Origin of the sequence: Sinomonas sp. ASV322, assembly GCF_030908245.1 — a bacterium.
In the GTDB taxonomy this organism is placed as follows: Bacteria; Actinomycetota; Actinomycetes; order Actinomycetales; family Micrococcaceae; genus Sinomonas.
Genome location: NZ_JAVFJJ010000007.1, coordinates 20441 through 34089, shown reverse-complemented (window position 1 = coordinate 34089; position 13649 = coordinate 20441). Strand labels below are relative to the sequence as shown.

The following is a 13649-nucleotide window of genomic DNA, read 5'->3' as shown; positions in this document are numbered from 1 at the left end:
GGACTCAGCTCGGATGCGACAGCGGATAGGCGACGGCGTGGCTCGCCTCGACCGCGTACGTGGCCCCTCCGGGCCGGACGCCGAAGCCGAGAACGCCGTCGCGCGTCGAGACCTCGATCGCCTGTGCATCGACGACGACTCTGACTTCCCCTCCCCCAAACGGAAGCTCGAGGGACTCGGACGCCGTCATAGCGCCGATTGCCGCCGAACCCGCCTTGAGCACGAAGACCGTCTCCCCTTCGCACGTCACGCGGAGCGCGTCCCCCGGCGCAGGCCACCACGCGATGTCCCCGGAGAGGCCAGGAAGCTCGCCCTGCCCGGCCGGTGCGCCGCGGTACTTGACCAGATCCGGGTGCGGAGACGCGACGAGGCGATCGCCGTCGAGGGTGAGGACATGCGGGACACTGTGCGCGCTCGCCCAGCCTGCTTCGGGATCCGCGATGCCACGCATCCAGAAGGTCAGGCATGGGCGCCCGTCGGCGTCGCGGAAGAACGACGGCGCGTAGTAGCTAGGCCCGTACGTGAGCCTTCCCCACGTGGTCGGCTCGAAGCGGCCCTCGGCGTAGTCGCCGATGGCGTAGCCGGCGTAGTGCAGCACGTCGTCGTCCCAGACTGAGGACACCATGACGTGGCGGCCGTCGATCTCGAAGATCTGAGGGCACTCCCAGAGCGCCCCGAGCCAGACGGGGTCCCGCTCCTCGGTCGAGCGCTTCAGGGCGACGCCCTCGTAGTCCCATGCCGCGAGATCGGCCGACGTGTAGCTCAAGGCCATGGCGGTGCCATCAGACGAGCCGGCCCCGACGAACATGCGCCAGCCGTCTGGTTCCTTCACAAGGAACGGATCGCGGTACGCAATGATGTCGAGGCCCGCCGGCACGTCCGCGACGAAGTCGCCCTTGGACCACTCGATCCACTCGCTGTCCTTCGGCGTCGCGACTCGGATGCGGCCGATGCCGATGTCGGGCTGCGCGGTCGACGTGTAGAAGAGGCGGGTGCCGCCGTCGCCGTCGGTGACGAGCGAACCTGTCCACACGCCGTCGTCGCCCTCGCCTGGAGCGAGCGCGACGGGGAGGCCGCGGAGGGAGAAGAGGTCCGCGCCGCGCGCGTGCCCCCAGTGGCAGTTGGGGGCCCATTCCATGCTCTCGGGGACGTATTGATAGAAGAGGTGGTACGCGCCGTCCTTGACGGTGATGCCGTGGGGATCGTTGATCCAGCCTCGCTCGGCCGCAAAGTGGAAGGCGGGGCGCATCAGCTCGCCTTCCCATCGAAGCGGGCCCGGATCTGGCGGGCTATCTCGACGTTTCCGCGCTCCCACTCATCGACCTGTCGGCGCCGCTCCTCGCGAAGGGCGTCCCGGCGGGCCACGAAATCCTCCATCCGCCGGGCCGCCGCGGCTCGGGCTTGCCGCTGCTCCTCGCTGAGCTCGGGGAGCGGGGCCTGGATCACGCGGTCAATCGGCCGGAGCGGGAGACGCTCCTCGACGTCGGGGATCGTGAGGACCGGGGACGGAAGGGTCTGGTACCAGTACGCCGTCGAGGACCAGTCGTCGGAAAGGTGGTTGCCGTGCCCATGCTCGAAGCTGACCTTGATGCGCTTCTCGAACCTGATCGGATCGGCCATGTGGAAGCGGTAGCTGTGGTGGAAGCCCGGCACGTCTTCTTCGTGCACCATCGTCCCGTTGAACTGGTAGGCATTGTGCTGCATGCCCCACGCGTGCCCGAAGTAGTCCTCCATCCCGGTGCCGTGAAGGCTCGGGGGCCATGTGTCGTCGTCGATGAAGATCATGTCGTCCCCTTCGCCCCACCACGAGCCTTGGAAGTGGCGGACGGCGAGGGTGCACCCCACGTAATGGCCGCGGCCCTCCGTCTCGAGGGCAACGTAGTTGTCTGCGCCGTCGAGGTTGGGGACCGTCGTCTCGATGCTGTTGGCCTGCAGATCCGGCCCCCAACCCTGGTTGGGCAGCGCGCGGCGCCAGTGGGCGTGGAAATACAGGGCGTCCTCGGGGAGGGGCTCTTCGACGAGCTCGTAGTCGATGTAGAAGTACTGGAGGTACGGGATGTCGTTCTGGTTCTCGACGACGATCCTGGCCCGCTTGCCGAAGGGCATCCGGAAGTAGCTGTTGAAGGCTGCCGATCCGCCGAAGGTGTGGAGCTCTGGCTCCTTGGCTGAGACGGAGAGCGGCAGCGAATCGTAAGAGCCCGAGAGGGAATTCATGAGGCCGAAGAAGTCGCCGAGGGGCGCCACAACGCTCGGCGTCTCCTGATCGTCCCAGTACATCTTGAGGACGACCTTGCGGTAGTAGTCGGGGTCCACGACTTCCCAGCTCACGCCGAGCGCGTTGTGGATCTCGAGCATCGGGACGCCCACCACGTACGGATCGATCTGGCCGGGGCCCGGCTGGATGCGGCACGACTGCGTCATCCAGATGTGCGTGATGTAGCCAGGGCCCTCAATGTCGGCGAGCGTGCGCTCTTCGCCCGGCATGACGATCCAGTTGTCGGTGTTCCGCCCGGTCTGGTCGAAGCTCGAGGCTCGCGCGGTCCGTGCACGGCGCGCCCTCGTGAGATCGCCCAGCATCCCTGCGGGCGTGTGATGTGTGGTCACCGTTGTCCTTCCACCTTGCTCGCGATGGCTCCGTCGACAAGGCCGTCAGAGTCATCGAAACGTTTGCTTGAACTGGATCGTAGGTTGAATGTCCTCCCGAACGCAAGCGTCGCGCGAAATCCCTTTGCTGCACTGGCTCTGCGGGGATGTAGGGTACTTCTGACACGTGCGCAAACGTTGCGCCACGACACGATGAGGTGAGCAATGGCGACGATGGTCGAAGTCGCACGGCGGGCGAAGGTTTCCGTTTCGACGGTCTCCCACGTCCTGAACGGGACGAGACATGTGGAACCCGAGACGCGGCAGCGCGTCCTCGCGGCCATCGAGGCCACGGGCTACCGCCAGGACGCCCTCGCCCGGGCGCTCCGCCGCTCGCGCACCGACAGCATCGGCCTCGTCGTCTCGGACGCCGGCGAGCCGGCGTTCGCCGGGATGGTCCACGGAGTTGAGCATGCCGCCGTCGAGAACGGGCTGACGCTCGTCCTGGCCAACTCGGCCGAGGATGCGGACCGTGAGAAGAAGGCTGTCCAGACCCTGCTCAATCGGCGCGTCGACGGCCTCATCCTGGCGCGGGCTGCCCAGTCGGACCCGATCCTGCTCCAATCCCTCGAACTCGAGAAGCCGCCCACGATCCTCTTGGACCGCATCTTCCCCGAACTCCCCTTCGATCAGGTGGGCGCCGACAACCGCGAGACGATGCGCCAGCTCGTCGCGCACCTGATCGGGTCGGGGCACACACGCTTCGCGCTCGTGGCCGGAGACACACGCGTACCGACGTTGCGCGAGCGCATGGACGGCTTCACGGACGCAGCCTTCGACGCGCGCCTCTCGCTTGCCGATCAGGCGATCATCACCGGAAAGGACACACAGGCCGTCGCTGACGAGCTCGAAGGGGTGATGAAGTCCGGCGAGCCGACCGCCGTCGTCGCCTGCAGCACCCCCCTTGCGGTGCTGAGCCTGCAGGCCCTTGGGCGGGTCGGGCGGTCGACACCGGGCGACGTCGCCTTCGCCGCCTTCGACGGCTTCGACAACTCGGATCTGTTCCACCCACAGGTGACCACCGTGCGGCAGCCCGCGTTCGACATGGGCGTTGCGGCCGTGAACCTGCTCGTCGAGCGGCTCAAGGCCCCCGACGCGAGCCCGCGCACTGTGCGCCTGCGGCAGCGCATCGAATGGCGCGAATCCACGGAACGCTACGGCAGGTCGGACAGCTGACGAACCCGATGCTTGACATCCTGGGGTGGGCGTTCTAATTTCAGACAAACGTTTCGCGAAAACGTTTGTCTGAAAGTTTGAAGTTGCCTGCCAAAATCCCCCCAACGCGCAGGCGACAGAACACACCAATCCCCCGTGCGGCCGGTGCCGTTCACGCTCGTCAAAGGAGATGAAAGTGTCCTTCCCGTTCACCATCCGTGTCGCTGCAGCAGTCATCGCTGCCTCGGCCACCATGGGAGGCCTCGCGGCCTGCTCGTCCTCGAACTCGTCGCCGAGCGACGGCCCCACCACGATCTCGCTGTCCATGCAGAACCCCGACGTCAAGACCGCCGACCCCGCGACGTGGGCCATCGTCCAGGCCTTCGAGAAGGAAAACCCGAACATCAAGGTGGAGGTCACGGGAGAGGCCGTCGCCGAGCATCTGCAGAAGCTCTCGATCGCAGCCCAGAGCGACACGCTGCCGGACGTGTTCTGGGTGTACAAGTCCAACGCCGAGGAGATGCTTCAGGGCGGGAAGGTCATGAACCTCGGCCCCGTGCTGGGCGATCTCGGCCTCACCAACAAGTTCCCCAAGAGCACGGTGTCCAACTTCACCTCGGGCGACGCGGTCTACGGCGTCCCCTATCAGGGCCTCCTGACGGGCCTCTGGTACAACAAGAAGATCCTCCAGGACAACGGCCTCCAGGTCCCCACGACGTTCGACGAGCTGCTCGCCGTTGCCAAGAAGCTCAAGGAGAAGGGGATCACCACCATCTCCGACGGAGCCAACCAGTCCTCCTTCAGCGTGTGGAGCTTCCTGACGGACCTTGACCGCTTCGGCTACGCCGACAAGGTTCAGGGCATCCTCAAGGGGACGCAGAGCTACGACAACCCCGACTTCGTGCACCTCTACGAGCACATCGCCGAACTCCGGGACGCAGGGGCCTTCGCCTCGAACGTCTCCACGCAGACCTACCAACAGGCCGTCGACCAATTCACGAGCGGCAAGGCGGCCATGCTCGACGCCGGCGTGTGGGCCTCGAGCGCGATCCAGAAGTCGTCCGTCGCCGGCAGCGTTGGATTCTGGGCCGGGCCGCAGTTCAAGGATGGGGTCGGCAGCCAGAACATCATCATGAACGTCGCGTCGGCGCCGCTTGTCGTGAGCGCGAAGGTCTCGAAGGACAACGCGAAGCTCGCCGCCGTCAAGAAGTTCCTCGCCTTCTACTACGGCGACGCCGCCCAGCAGCTCCTCGTCGACAACGGCCAGCCCCCCGTGACGACCTACAAGCCGAAGGTCGACGCGACCGCGCAGAGCGCCCTCAAGTCGGCGCTCGACGCCGCGACCCAGTCAGGCGTCACGAGCCCCGAGTCGCAGCCGGACCTCCTCGTCTCGACTACGGTTGCCAACGCGATGTACGACAGCATCTACGGCGTCATCCAGAACCAGCTCTCGCCCAAGCAGGCGGTGGCCCTGGTCCAGCAGGCCATCCAGTCCAAGTAGTACGCTCACCGGTGGCCCGGCTCCTCGCAGAGCCGGGCCACCGGTGATCCGCCCCATCAGCAGAAAGTCCGCACCAATGGTCTGGATAAGCTCCCGCTGGAAGATCCTCGCGATGGTCGCCCCGGCGCTGATCCTCTTCACCCTGTTCGTCGTCTACCCGGTCGCCTATTCGCTCGGATTCAGCTTCACCAAATTCCGGGGTTTCGGGAACCCGGACTTCATCGGATTCGACAATTACGGTGCGCTCGGCCAGGATCCATTCTTCTGGCGAGCGCTGCAGAACACGCTCATCATCCTCGTGGTCGGCGTCGTGGTCCTCGTCCCCGGATCGTTCGCCCTCGCGCTCCTGCTCCGCCGCAAGGTGGCCGGCGCGGGCCTGCTTCGCGCCCTCGTCTTCGGGCCAGCAATCATCGCCCCGATCCTCGTCGGACTCATCTGGGTCTTCATCCTCGATCCGAAGATCGGGCTGCTCAACCGATTTCTCGGCTTTGCGGGCCTGCCGTCCGTTCAGTGGATCGGCGGCGACACTCTCACGCCCTACGCCGTGGCCCTCGTCTTCATCTGGAGCAGCATCGGATTCGCGATGACGATCTTCTATGCCGGACGCCAATTGCTTCCCCACGACGTCATGGAGGCGAGCGAGCTCGACGGCGCCACGGGATTCCAGCAATTGCGCTACGTCACGATTCCGATGATGCGCGAGACGTTCGCGATCGTCACAATCCTCATGATCACCAACGTGTTCAAGATCTTCGAACTCGTCTACATGCTCACGGGCGGCGGGCCGGTCCACCGCTCGGAAACCCTCGTGAGCTACATGTACTTCACCACTTTCACGAACCAGAAGTACGGCTTGGGAATGGCCTTGGCCGTCATCATCACGGTGCTGGGCGCGGTCGTTTCCATCGCCTACCTCGCACTATCCCGAGAGCGGAAGGCGTCATGAGAACGGCCATGCCCGAGCGCATCGAGCATTATCGCGCCACCCGTTTCGAAGAATCCGTGGCTGCGCCCCGGAAGGCGAGGCCCCGCCGTCGCCCGTTTGCCCTCGTTGCGGGTGCCGTCGCCTACCTCGTGACGTTCCTCATCATTCTCCCGATCCTGTGGATTGCATTGCTCTCCTTCCAGCCGAGCGGGAACATCCTCGGGAACCCGTTCTCGCTCAGCCAGCTGACCCTCGACAATTACGTCAAGGTCATCGGCTCACTCCCGCTGCTGCGGATGTATGGGAACACGATGCTCATTGCGATCGTCTCGGTCACCATCGGAACGGCCGTCTCGTTCATGTCCGCTTTCGCGCTCACGCGTATGACCTTCCGCCGCCGAAAGGTCCAGTCGAGCCTTCGCTTCTATCTCCTCGCGGGCCTCGCGGTGCCGGTCTACATTCTCCTGTTCCCGGTCTACCGGCTCGATCTGGCATTCGGCGTGTTCGGCACTTATGCAGCGCTGATCCTCCCCTATATTGCCGTGTCGATTCCCTTCAACACGCTGCTCCTGACGGGCTTCCTCCGGGAATTCCCGACCGAGCTCGAGGAGGCTGCCATCATTGACGGAGCCGGGTTGGCGCGATTGTGCTGGACGGTGGTCCTTCCACTCATGCGGCCGGTGATCGCCACCATCCTCATCTTCAATGTGGTCTACGTCTTCAACGAATTCCCCTTCGCGTCCATCCTCATCAACAACCCGGATATGGTGACGGTTTCGCTCGCCGTCTCGCGGTTCCAGGGCCAATACACGGTGGACTACGGTGGAATGATGGCCGCGGCCACCCTCGTGCTCCTGCCGCAGCTCGTCATCTACGCCGTGTTCCAGAAGCAGGTCATCGCCGGCATGACGGTCGGCGCGGTGAAGGGCTAACCCCCGAGACAAAGAGCCGTCAGCCTCATGGACATCGGAATTCTCGCCGTCGCGGCAAGCACGTTTGCGGCAACGAACCTCGATGATTTCGTGGGGCTGACGGCTTTCTTCGCCGTCGATCGGGCGGCGGGCGGCCGGAATACCCTCAGGATTTGGGCCGGCCAGCTCGTCGGCATGGGCGTGCTTACGGCAGCGGCGATCCTGGCGGCGCGCGCTGTGGCGAGTGCGCCGTCGTCGTGGGTCCGGTGGCTCGCCCTCGTTCCCATAGTCATCGGGCTCACCTCGCTGCTGCGTCCCGCGAAGGACGACGACGGCGCGAGCGGCCGTCACAGCGCCAACTCGACTCTCGCCGTCATCGCCTTCACCGTCGCCAACGGCGGGGACAATCTGGCCCTCTACGTCCCCCTCTTCCATGACCTGAACGCGGCCGACGGCGCCGCCGCCGTCGCGTGCTTTGCCGCCCTGACCGTCCTGTGGTGCGCTCTCGCGTCCTTCGCGGGGCGCGCCGTCTGGAGGCCGCGCGGCGAGCGGCGATGGCGAGCGGGACGCGTGGTCCCGCTCGCCTACATCGCCGTCGGGCTCGCGACGCTCGCCCGCTCTTTCCTCTGACCCGCTAGCCCCATGCAGAGTTCAGGTGCGTCGCCGAGAACGAGACGAGGGTCGCCGTCCCGCCCTGGGCGAAGGCAGACACTCCCTGGCTCGAGGGATCGGGGAAGATCTGATCGCTCAAGACGGCTTGCCCATCGTTGGCGAATACCTCGACGGAGGACCAGTCCACGAGCACCCTGAGCTTGACCGTTCCGCTGCTCAGCGTCAGTGGAGCCCGCTGGACTCCCGCGAAGTTCGACGAGAAGCCCACATTCCCCGAACTGGTCCGGTCGATGTACACCTGACCTGCCACGTTGTCGTAGCCAATGATCGTCTGCTGCCCCGTCCCGGTCCGCACTTCGAGTCCGAAGGAACTCGCCGTCCCGGGCGAGAAGGTCGCGGTGAGATCGAGCGTCTCACCGCTCGTGGCGAGCGGCGTCGTGCCGGGCGGGACGGAGACGTTCTGCTGGGTGACGGGCGGGCCAGCACTCAGCTGGCCCAGCTGATCGATCGGCTTCTGCACGAGGACGTCCGAGCCGTTGACCAGGCTGAGGGTGAGCTCCCGGGGAACCGTCATGGCGCTCCGCCACGGTGACGTGGGGATCGACTGTCCATAGTCCCAGTTGTTCATCCAGCCGATCATGATCCGCTTGCCGTCCGGGGTGTTGTTGTAGGTGACGGCGGCATAGTCGTCCCTGCCGAAGTCCACCCAATGGGTGGTCTGCAGGGCCGAGGACACGGAGGCGTCAGCAAGCGAGAACTGGTCGGCGAGGATGTGGGCCCATGCGCCTCCGCCCGTGCCGCTGTTGTTGTCATCGATGTCGATGTGCGCGGTCTTTCCCTGCAGGTCGCTGAGATCCCACGTCGTCCAGTCGAGGTGCTCGGTGTTCTGGCCCGTCGCGCTGCGGACGACTTGGCCGTCGACGACGAGCCGCACTGCCGTATCTTGGGCCACCGAGACGGGGCTGTCGCCGAACATGATCTGGTCCACGAGGATGTGCCCCCACGGTCCGTTGTTCTGGTCGACAATCTGGATCGTCGCCGCCTGGCCTGCGTAGGCATTGAGGTCCCAGCTGACCCAATCAAGGTGTTCGCTGTTCTGGCCTGTCGCCGTCGCCACGACCTGGCCGTTGACGACGAGGTTCACGGACGTCGGGTTCGGCGAGCCCCACGGGTGGTTCCCGCCGCCGACGAGCAGGTTCACGTAGCGCTTGGAGATAGTGAACGACGGCGACGTGATGGTTCCCATCGACGCGTCGCCATTGGTGAACGTGTTGACGAGCTGTCTTCCGATGTAGCCGCTGACCGGGTTCTGGTTCGGCAGGGTGCCGGCAGCTGGGCCGGTGGCCGCGAAATCTCCCGTAGCCTGCCACCCCGCACCATAGGTCGTGCCTTCGAAGTCGGCGAACGTGACCCCGTCGGGTATCCCGCCCGGTGTCACGGATCCTGAGACATAGGGGTGGTTTCCGCCGCCGACGAGGAAGTTCAGGTAGCGGTGATCGATCGTGAAGTTGGGCGAGCTCAATGATCCCGTCGAGGCGTCGCCACCATTGAAGCTGCTCGCATAGCCGGCGCCCGACCAGCCCGAGACGGGCATCTGGTTTGGCAGCGTGCCCGTCGCGGGGGCCGCGCCGAAAGCGGTACCCGTGACCGTCCAGCCGTCGAAGGTGCCCGAATCGAAACTCCCGAGCGCCCTCCCGACGGGCGGGACGCCGTCGGGCGTGAACCCGTGCACCGGATCGAAACTGCCCGTGAAGTATTGCGCGCCCGAGCCGCCGGCCACCCCGCCCGGGTTGAGATTCACGATCAGGACCCATTTCTGTTGGCCTGGATTCGCGGGGTCCGGAAGCTGGAATAGGTCCGGGCACTCCCACGGCCCGCCCGTCGCCCCGGCCGGGCCGAAATCGTTCACGTGAGTCCATTGCTTGAGATCGGGCGAGGTGTAGAACGTGACCTTGTGCTGATCCGACAGCGCGGCCGCCATGAGCCACTCATTTCCCGGCGCGTACCAGAAGACTTTCGGATCGCGGAAGTTGGTCGAGCCGATGTCGAGGACGGGATTCCCCGCGTATTTGGTGAAGGTCTGGCCGCCGTCGGTGCTGTACGCGAGGGCCTGGGATTGGTTTCCCGTGGTCTTGTTCACCGCGGTGTAGATCGCGACAAGCGGAGGATTCGTGCTCGTGCCGAATCCGCTCGTGTTGCCTGTGTCGAGGACGGCGCTACCCGAGAAGATCATGGTGTTCGCGTCTTGGGGAATGGCTACCGGGAGCTCAGTCCAATGGACGAGGTCGGTGCTCACCGCGTGGCCCCACGACATGTTGCCCCACGTGCTTCCCAACGGGTTGTACTGGTAGAAGAGGTGGTATTTCCCATTGGCGTAGACGAGCCCGTTGGGATCGTTCATCCAATTCTGTGCCGGACTGTAGTGGAATTGTGGCCGGTAGGTCTCGGTATAGGTGGTTCCGGCCGAAGCCGGGAGCGTTGGCAGGAGGATTCCGCTGGCCATGGCTATCGCCGCGACAGCCCTCCATGTTTTCTTCACCAATGGTGCGGGCCTTTCTCGTCGTCATTGACTGGTAGGCAGGTCATTGCAGAGCGGCGCGGCCGCAAGGACCGCGCCGCCCTGTCGCCGTCCGCCGTTACGGCGTAGCGATGAAGGAGTAGTTGGTGGTGTAAGGGTTGAACTGTCCGCTCTTTGCGCTGTAGATGATCCGTGTTGCAGTCGTGCTCGCGTCCAGGACCACCATGGTGGGCACATTGCTCACGATGTTGTTGGTCGCGAGGTAGTTGCCGTCCCCGCTCTTCACCAGAACGATCGTCGGGTTGGCGCCGGCGGGCGTGATGTTCGCGGCTGGCACATTGAAGGAGAACATGTTGCCCGTGACCGTGTTGTTGCTCCCCTCGAGGTGGACGAGCCCGAAGAGGTCGTCGAAGCGGGTGGACGTGCCGTCCCCGTAGACCCGTCGGAAGTGGTTGGCGGAGATGAGATTCTCGGTGCATGTCCCCAAGAGGGCGATCATGCTGGGGAAGTTGCTCAGCAGTTTGTTGGAGCTGATCGTCACGCGATTGCAGTTGTTCATCGTGATGTTGGCGGCCCACAGGATGCTGTTGCCCGTGATGAGCGGCCCTTCGGCGTTCTCCGCATAGATCGAGTAGCCCGCCCACGCGCTGATGAGGAAGTTGTTGGTGATCTTGGCGACCTGGGATGCGCCGGTCAGCTCGATGCAATTGCCGCATTCGGCGATGAAGTTGTTGGTGATGTTGGGGGCGTCGGCGCCTTTGATGATGATCGCGTGCGCCAGGTACACGAATCCCATGCCCTCGATCCGCACGGAGTCGTTGTCCGACTGCACGGAAATGCCGATCTTGGAGTTCCCGGGGAGATACGGCTTGCTGTCCGTCACGCCGTCGAGGCAGAAGTCCTTGAACTCGATGCTATTGAGGCGACCGACCACATTGGGATCGCCGGTGCGCGAGACGAGGAAGGCCTCGAGATTGCCGTCGGTGTTCATGACTTGAATATGGCTGGCGCCCGGCAGCGTCTCGGTCCACGAGCCGGTCGACGACCCGTCGCGGATCGCCTCGGAGAGGAAGCCGTGCCCAGAGCCCTTGATCTGGAGGAAGCTGACGTCGATGACGACCCGGGTCAAGAGGTTGTAGTGTCCAGGCGGGATGTAGATGACGGCACCGGGGCGCGTCGTCTGGGTCGTCTGATTGGCCTTGATATTCGCGATGATCTGGTTGATCACGGCTCCGATGTCCGTGTGGGGGTCGATGTACGGGGTGCCGGTCCACGTCGTGACGTCGTAGACGGTGTTGGCCATGGTGGTCCTTTCGAGGTGTGGGATTCGAGGGCGAGCAACGCGACGATCAGAGGACGCCGACGATCGCGTGGTACGGCGGATGGTCCGCGTGCTGAACCGGGTGCCCGGCGTCGGGAACCGCCGGTGCGGGCGGCGTCTGGGCGAGCGCAGGCGCCTGCTGTACGGCGCCGAAGGACACGAGACTCGCGACCATCCCGAGCAGGATGCTGCGCCGGGCGACAGGTCGCTTCGCAGGATTCAAGGAGACTCTCCTCTCGAGGGGAAAGCACTGCCCGATCGTCTGAATCGCCTCGCGCGCTGCCACGCATGAATCGGTTCGTCTTCGATCGAACAGAGGGCCGTTTGCGCCGCCCGGGCGGACGGAGTCACGCAAACGTTTCGACGAAAAGCTACTGTCACCCTTTGTTCATGTCAATGGTTCCCGCGAGAATTATGGCCGTAAACGTTTCGACACTTGGACTAGCCGAAGAACGCCAACCACGCTGAAACGTGGCCCACGGTCGAGCAGCAAAGCTCTCCCGCGGGCGGGACTGGCCCACTCCCAGAGTCGCGGCCAAGCCCTCCGAGAACTGTCGGGAAGCCAAAATGTTTGGCTGCAGATCCGGAATTTTGGCTCCTGTTTGGCACTTGACGCACTTCTTCAGGCACCCCTAGCTTCGTTGCCAAGACGTTTTGCCAAGACGTTTTCGCACGAAGTCCCAACCCCGGGGAAACGCACAGAGCACTGATTCCATACAGAGCGCTGATTCATCAGGACACCCAGAGCACTGATCCATCTGGACACGAAAGATTCGGAGTAAGGATGCTTCGCAAGAAAATCGCCGTGGCCGCATCGGTCGCCACGGCTGCCGCGTTGGCCATGAGCGGCTGCGGCGTCGGCGGCAGCACGTCGTCGGCCACGGGGAAGACCATCACCGTGCTCGTGGAGGCCGGCGGCCACGCCGAGCTGCAGCCGATCGCGGACGAGTTCACCAAAGCAACGGGCACGAAGGTCTCCTTCGTCGAGCTGCCATACGACGGCCTGTACAACAGGCTCAACAGCGAGTTCACCTCTGGCAGTGTCTCCTTCGACGTCGCCGCGTTGGACGCCGTCTGGCTGCCCGCGTTCAAGGACGCCGTCGCCCCGCTGGACAGCCTGTTCACGGACGATGTGAAGAAGGACCTGTTCCCGGCTCTCGTGAATGAGGCCAACGTAGGGGGCAAATACATCGGCATGCCGGTGTGGACCAACTCGGAAATCCTGTACTACCGCAAAGACCTCTTCAACGATCCGGCCAACCAGACCGCCTTCAAAGCGAAGTACGGGTACGACCTCAAGCCGCCCACAACGTGGCAGCAGTACTTGGACGCGGCCGCGTTCTTCACCAAGGACGGCATGTTCGGCACGGACGTGAAAGGCGCCGTCGAGACCGAATGGCTCGCGATGCTCTCCCAGACCGGGGAAAAGACCATGGTCGTCAGCCCCGACGGGTCCAGCGTCTCGCTCGGGAACGCGAACAGCCTCAAGGCTCTCCAGTTCGACGACAGCCTGGCCAAGTACGCACCTCCCGGCGGTGCGCAGGTCGACTGGGCGGCAGCCCAGAACCTGTTCAACCAGGGCAAGACCGCCATGTCGCTCTTCTGGGCGCACGAATACCGGTCGATCCCCAAGGATGCTCCAGTGAACGGCAAAGTCGGCGTCGCCGAGATGATCGCTGGCCCTGGCGGCGTCGCCGGCGTCCCCGGTGCGTGGTACCTCTCGGTGCCCAAAGCCGGCCAGCAACAGCAGGCCGCGAACGACTTCCTGAAGTTCGCCTACGACCACAACGAGCTGTCCGCCCAGACGACCCTTGGCCTCGTGGCGCGGAAGTCCGCTCTCGCCAAGTACGAAAACCAGGCCGGCTATGAGAACTACAAGCCGCTGATCGACACGCTCAACGCCTCGGCCACCATTCCGCGGCCGGCAACGCCCAAGTGGCAGCAGATCGTGGACAAGGTGCTCGTCCCGATGATCCAGAAGTCGCTTCAGCCGGGGGCCGATGACCAGGCCCTGCTGAACGCTGCGAAGGAGCAGGTCCAATCGCTAGTCAAGTAGTGGTGGA

At 64.6% G+C, this 13649-nt stretch carries 11 protein-coding genes; 6 read left to right on the top strand and 5 right to left on the bottom strand.

Going from position 1 to position 13649, the window contains the following annotated elements; all coding sequences use genetic code 11:
* Window positions 1-4: 4 nt before the first annotated feature.
* Entirely contained in the window at window positions 5-1249 is a 1245-nt protein-coding gene (locus RBS12_RS11185; protein WP_307966186.1) for a glycoside hydrolase family 32 protein, read from the bottom strand.
* Window positions 1249-2604: a DUF2961 domain-containing protein gene (locus RBS12_RS11180; RefSeq protein WP_307966185.1), complete on the bottom strand. Its 1356-nt coding sequence runs from the start codon at window positions 2602-2604 to the stop codon at window positions 1249-1251. Before RBS12_RS11180 ends, RBS12_RS11185 begins: the two co-directional genes overlap by 1 nt.
* Window positions 2605-2808: 204 nt before the next feature.
* Here RBS12_RS11180 and RBS12_RS11175 point away from each other — a divergent pair, with 204 nt between their 5' ends.
* The 5 genes from RBS12_RS11175 (at window position 2809) to RBS12_RS11155 (ending at window position 7765) form a co-directional block, all read left to right on the top strand.
* On the top strand, window positions 2809-3819 hold the full coding sequence (locus RBS12_RS11175) for a LacI family DNA-binding transcriptional regulator (protein WP_307966184.1): 1011 nt from the start codon (window positions 2809-2811) through the stop codon (window positions 3817-3819).
* Window positions 3820-3994: 175 nt separating this feature from the next.
* Complete coding sequence (locus RBS12_RS11170; protein ID WP_307966183.1) at window positions 3995-5299, top strand: extracellular solute-binding protein; 1305 nt, start codon at window positions 3995-3997, stop codon at window positions 5297-5299.
* Between the two features lie 76 nt (window positions 5300-5375).
* Window positions 5376-6245, top strand: a complete 870-nt coding sequence (locus tag RBS12_RS11165) for a sugar ABC transporter permease (RefSeq protein WP_307966182.1) — start codon at window positions 5376-5378, stop codon at window positions 6243-6245.
* Window positions 6242-7156, top strand: coding sequence for a carbohydrate ABC transporter permease (locus tag RBS12_RS11160; protein ID WP_307966181.1), 915 nt, complete (start codon window positions 6242-6244; stop codon window positions 7154-7156). Before RBS12_RS11165 ends, RBS12_RS11160 begins: the two co-directional genes overlap by 4 nt.
* A gap of 27 nt (window positions 7157-7183) precedes the next feature.
* The gene (locus tag RBS12_RS11155; protein WP_307966180.1) at window positions 7184-7765 is read left to right on the top strand and encodes a cadmium resistance transporter; all 582 of its coding nucleotides are present in this window, start codon (window positions 7184-7186) and stop codon (window positions 7763-7765) included.
* 4 nt (window positions 7766-7769) lie between these two features.
* Here RBS12_RS11155 and RBS12_RS11150 read toward each other — a convergent pair whose 3' ends face one another.
* The 3 genes from RBS12_RS11150 to RBS12_RS11140 form a co-directional block, all read right to left on the bottom strand.
* Window positions 7770-10250, bottom strand: a complete 2481-nt coding sequence (locus RBS12_RS11150) for a GH32 C-terminal domain-containing protein (RefSeq protein ID WP_307966179.1) — start codon at window positions 10248-10250, stop codon at window positions 7770-7772.
* Window positions 10251-10383: 133 nt separating this feature from the next.
* The gene (locus tag RBS12_RS11145) at window positions 10384-11568 is read right to left on the bottom strand and encodes a right-handed parallel beta-helix repeat-containing protein (protein ID WP_307966178.1); all 1185 of its coding nucleotides are present in this window, start codon (window positions 11566-11568) and stop codon (window positions 10384-10386) included.
* Between the two features lie 46 nt (window positions 11569-11614).
* Window positions 11615-11809 (bottom strand): hypothetical protein, encoded by a 195-nt coding sequence (locus RBS12_RS11140; protein WP_307966177.1) that lies wholly within the window; start codon window positions 11807-11809, stop codon window positions 11615-11617.
* Window positions 11810-12370: 561 nt separating this feature from the next.
* Between RBS12_RS11140 and RBS12_RS11135 the strand changes: the two genes are divergently transcribed.
* Complete coding sequence (locus RBS12_RS11135; RefSeq protein WP_307966176.1) at window positions 12371-13642, top strand: sugar ABC transporter substrate-binding protein; 1272 nt, start codon at window positions 12371-12373, stop codon at window positions 13640-13642.
* Window positions 13643-13649 lie beyond the last annotated feature (7 nt).

Excerpts from the sequence above, each read along its gene's own strand:
- RBS12_RS11185 (WP_307966186.1), bottom strand. The coding sequence starts at position 1,249 with ATGCGCCCCGCCTTCCACTTTGCGGCCGAGCGAGGCTGGATCAACGAT.
- RBS12_RS11175 (WP_307966184.1), top strand. The coding sequence starts at position 2,809 with ATGGCGACGATGGTCGAAGTCGCACGGCGGGCGAAGGTTTCCGTTTCG.
- RBS12_RS11165 (WP_307966182.1), top strand. The coding sequence starts at position 5,376 with ATGGTCTGGATAAGCTCCCGCTGGAAGATCCTCGCGATGGTCGCCCCG.
- RBS12_RS11160 (WP_307966181.1), top strand. The coding sequence starts at position 6,242 with ATGAGAACGGCCATGCCCGAGCGCATCGAGCATTATCGCGCCACCCGT.
- RBS12_RS11155 (WP_307966180.1), top strand. The coding sequence starts at position 7,184 with ATGGACATCGGAATTCTCGCCGTCGCGGCAAGCACGTTTGCGGCAACG.
- RBS12_RS11150 (WP_307966179.1), bottom strand. The coding sequence starts at position 10,250 with ATGGCCAGCGGAATCCTCCTGCCAACGCTCCCGGCTTCGGCCGGAACC.
- RBS12_RS11145 (WP_307966178.1), bottom strand. The coding sequence starts at position 11,568 with ATGGCCAACACCGTCTACGACGTCACGACGTGGACCGGCACCCCGTAC.
- RBS12_RS11135 (WP_307966176.1), top strand. The coding sequence starts at position 12,371 with ATGCTTCGCAAGAAAATCGCCGTGGCCGCATCGGTCGCCACGGCTGCC.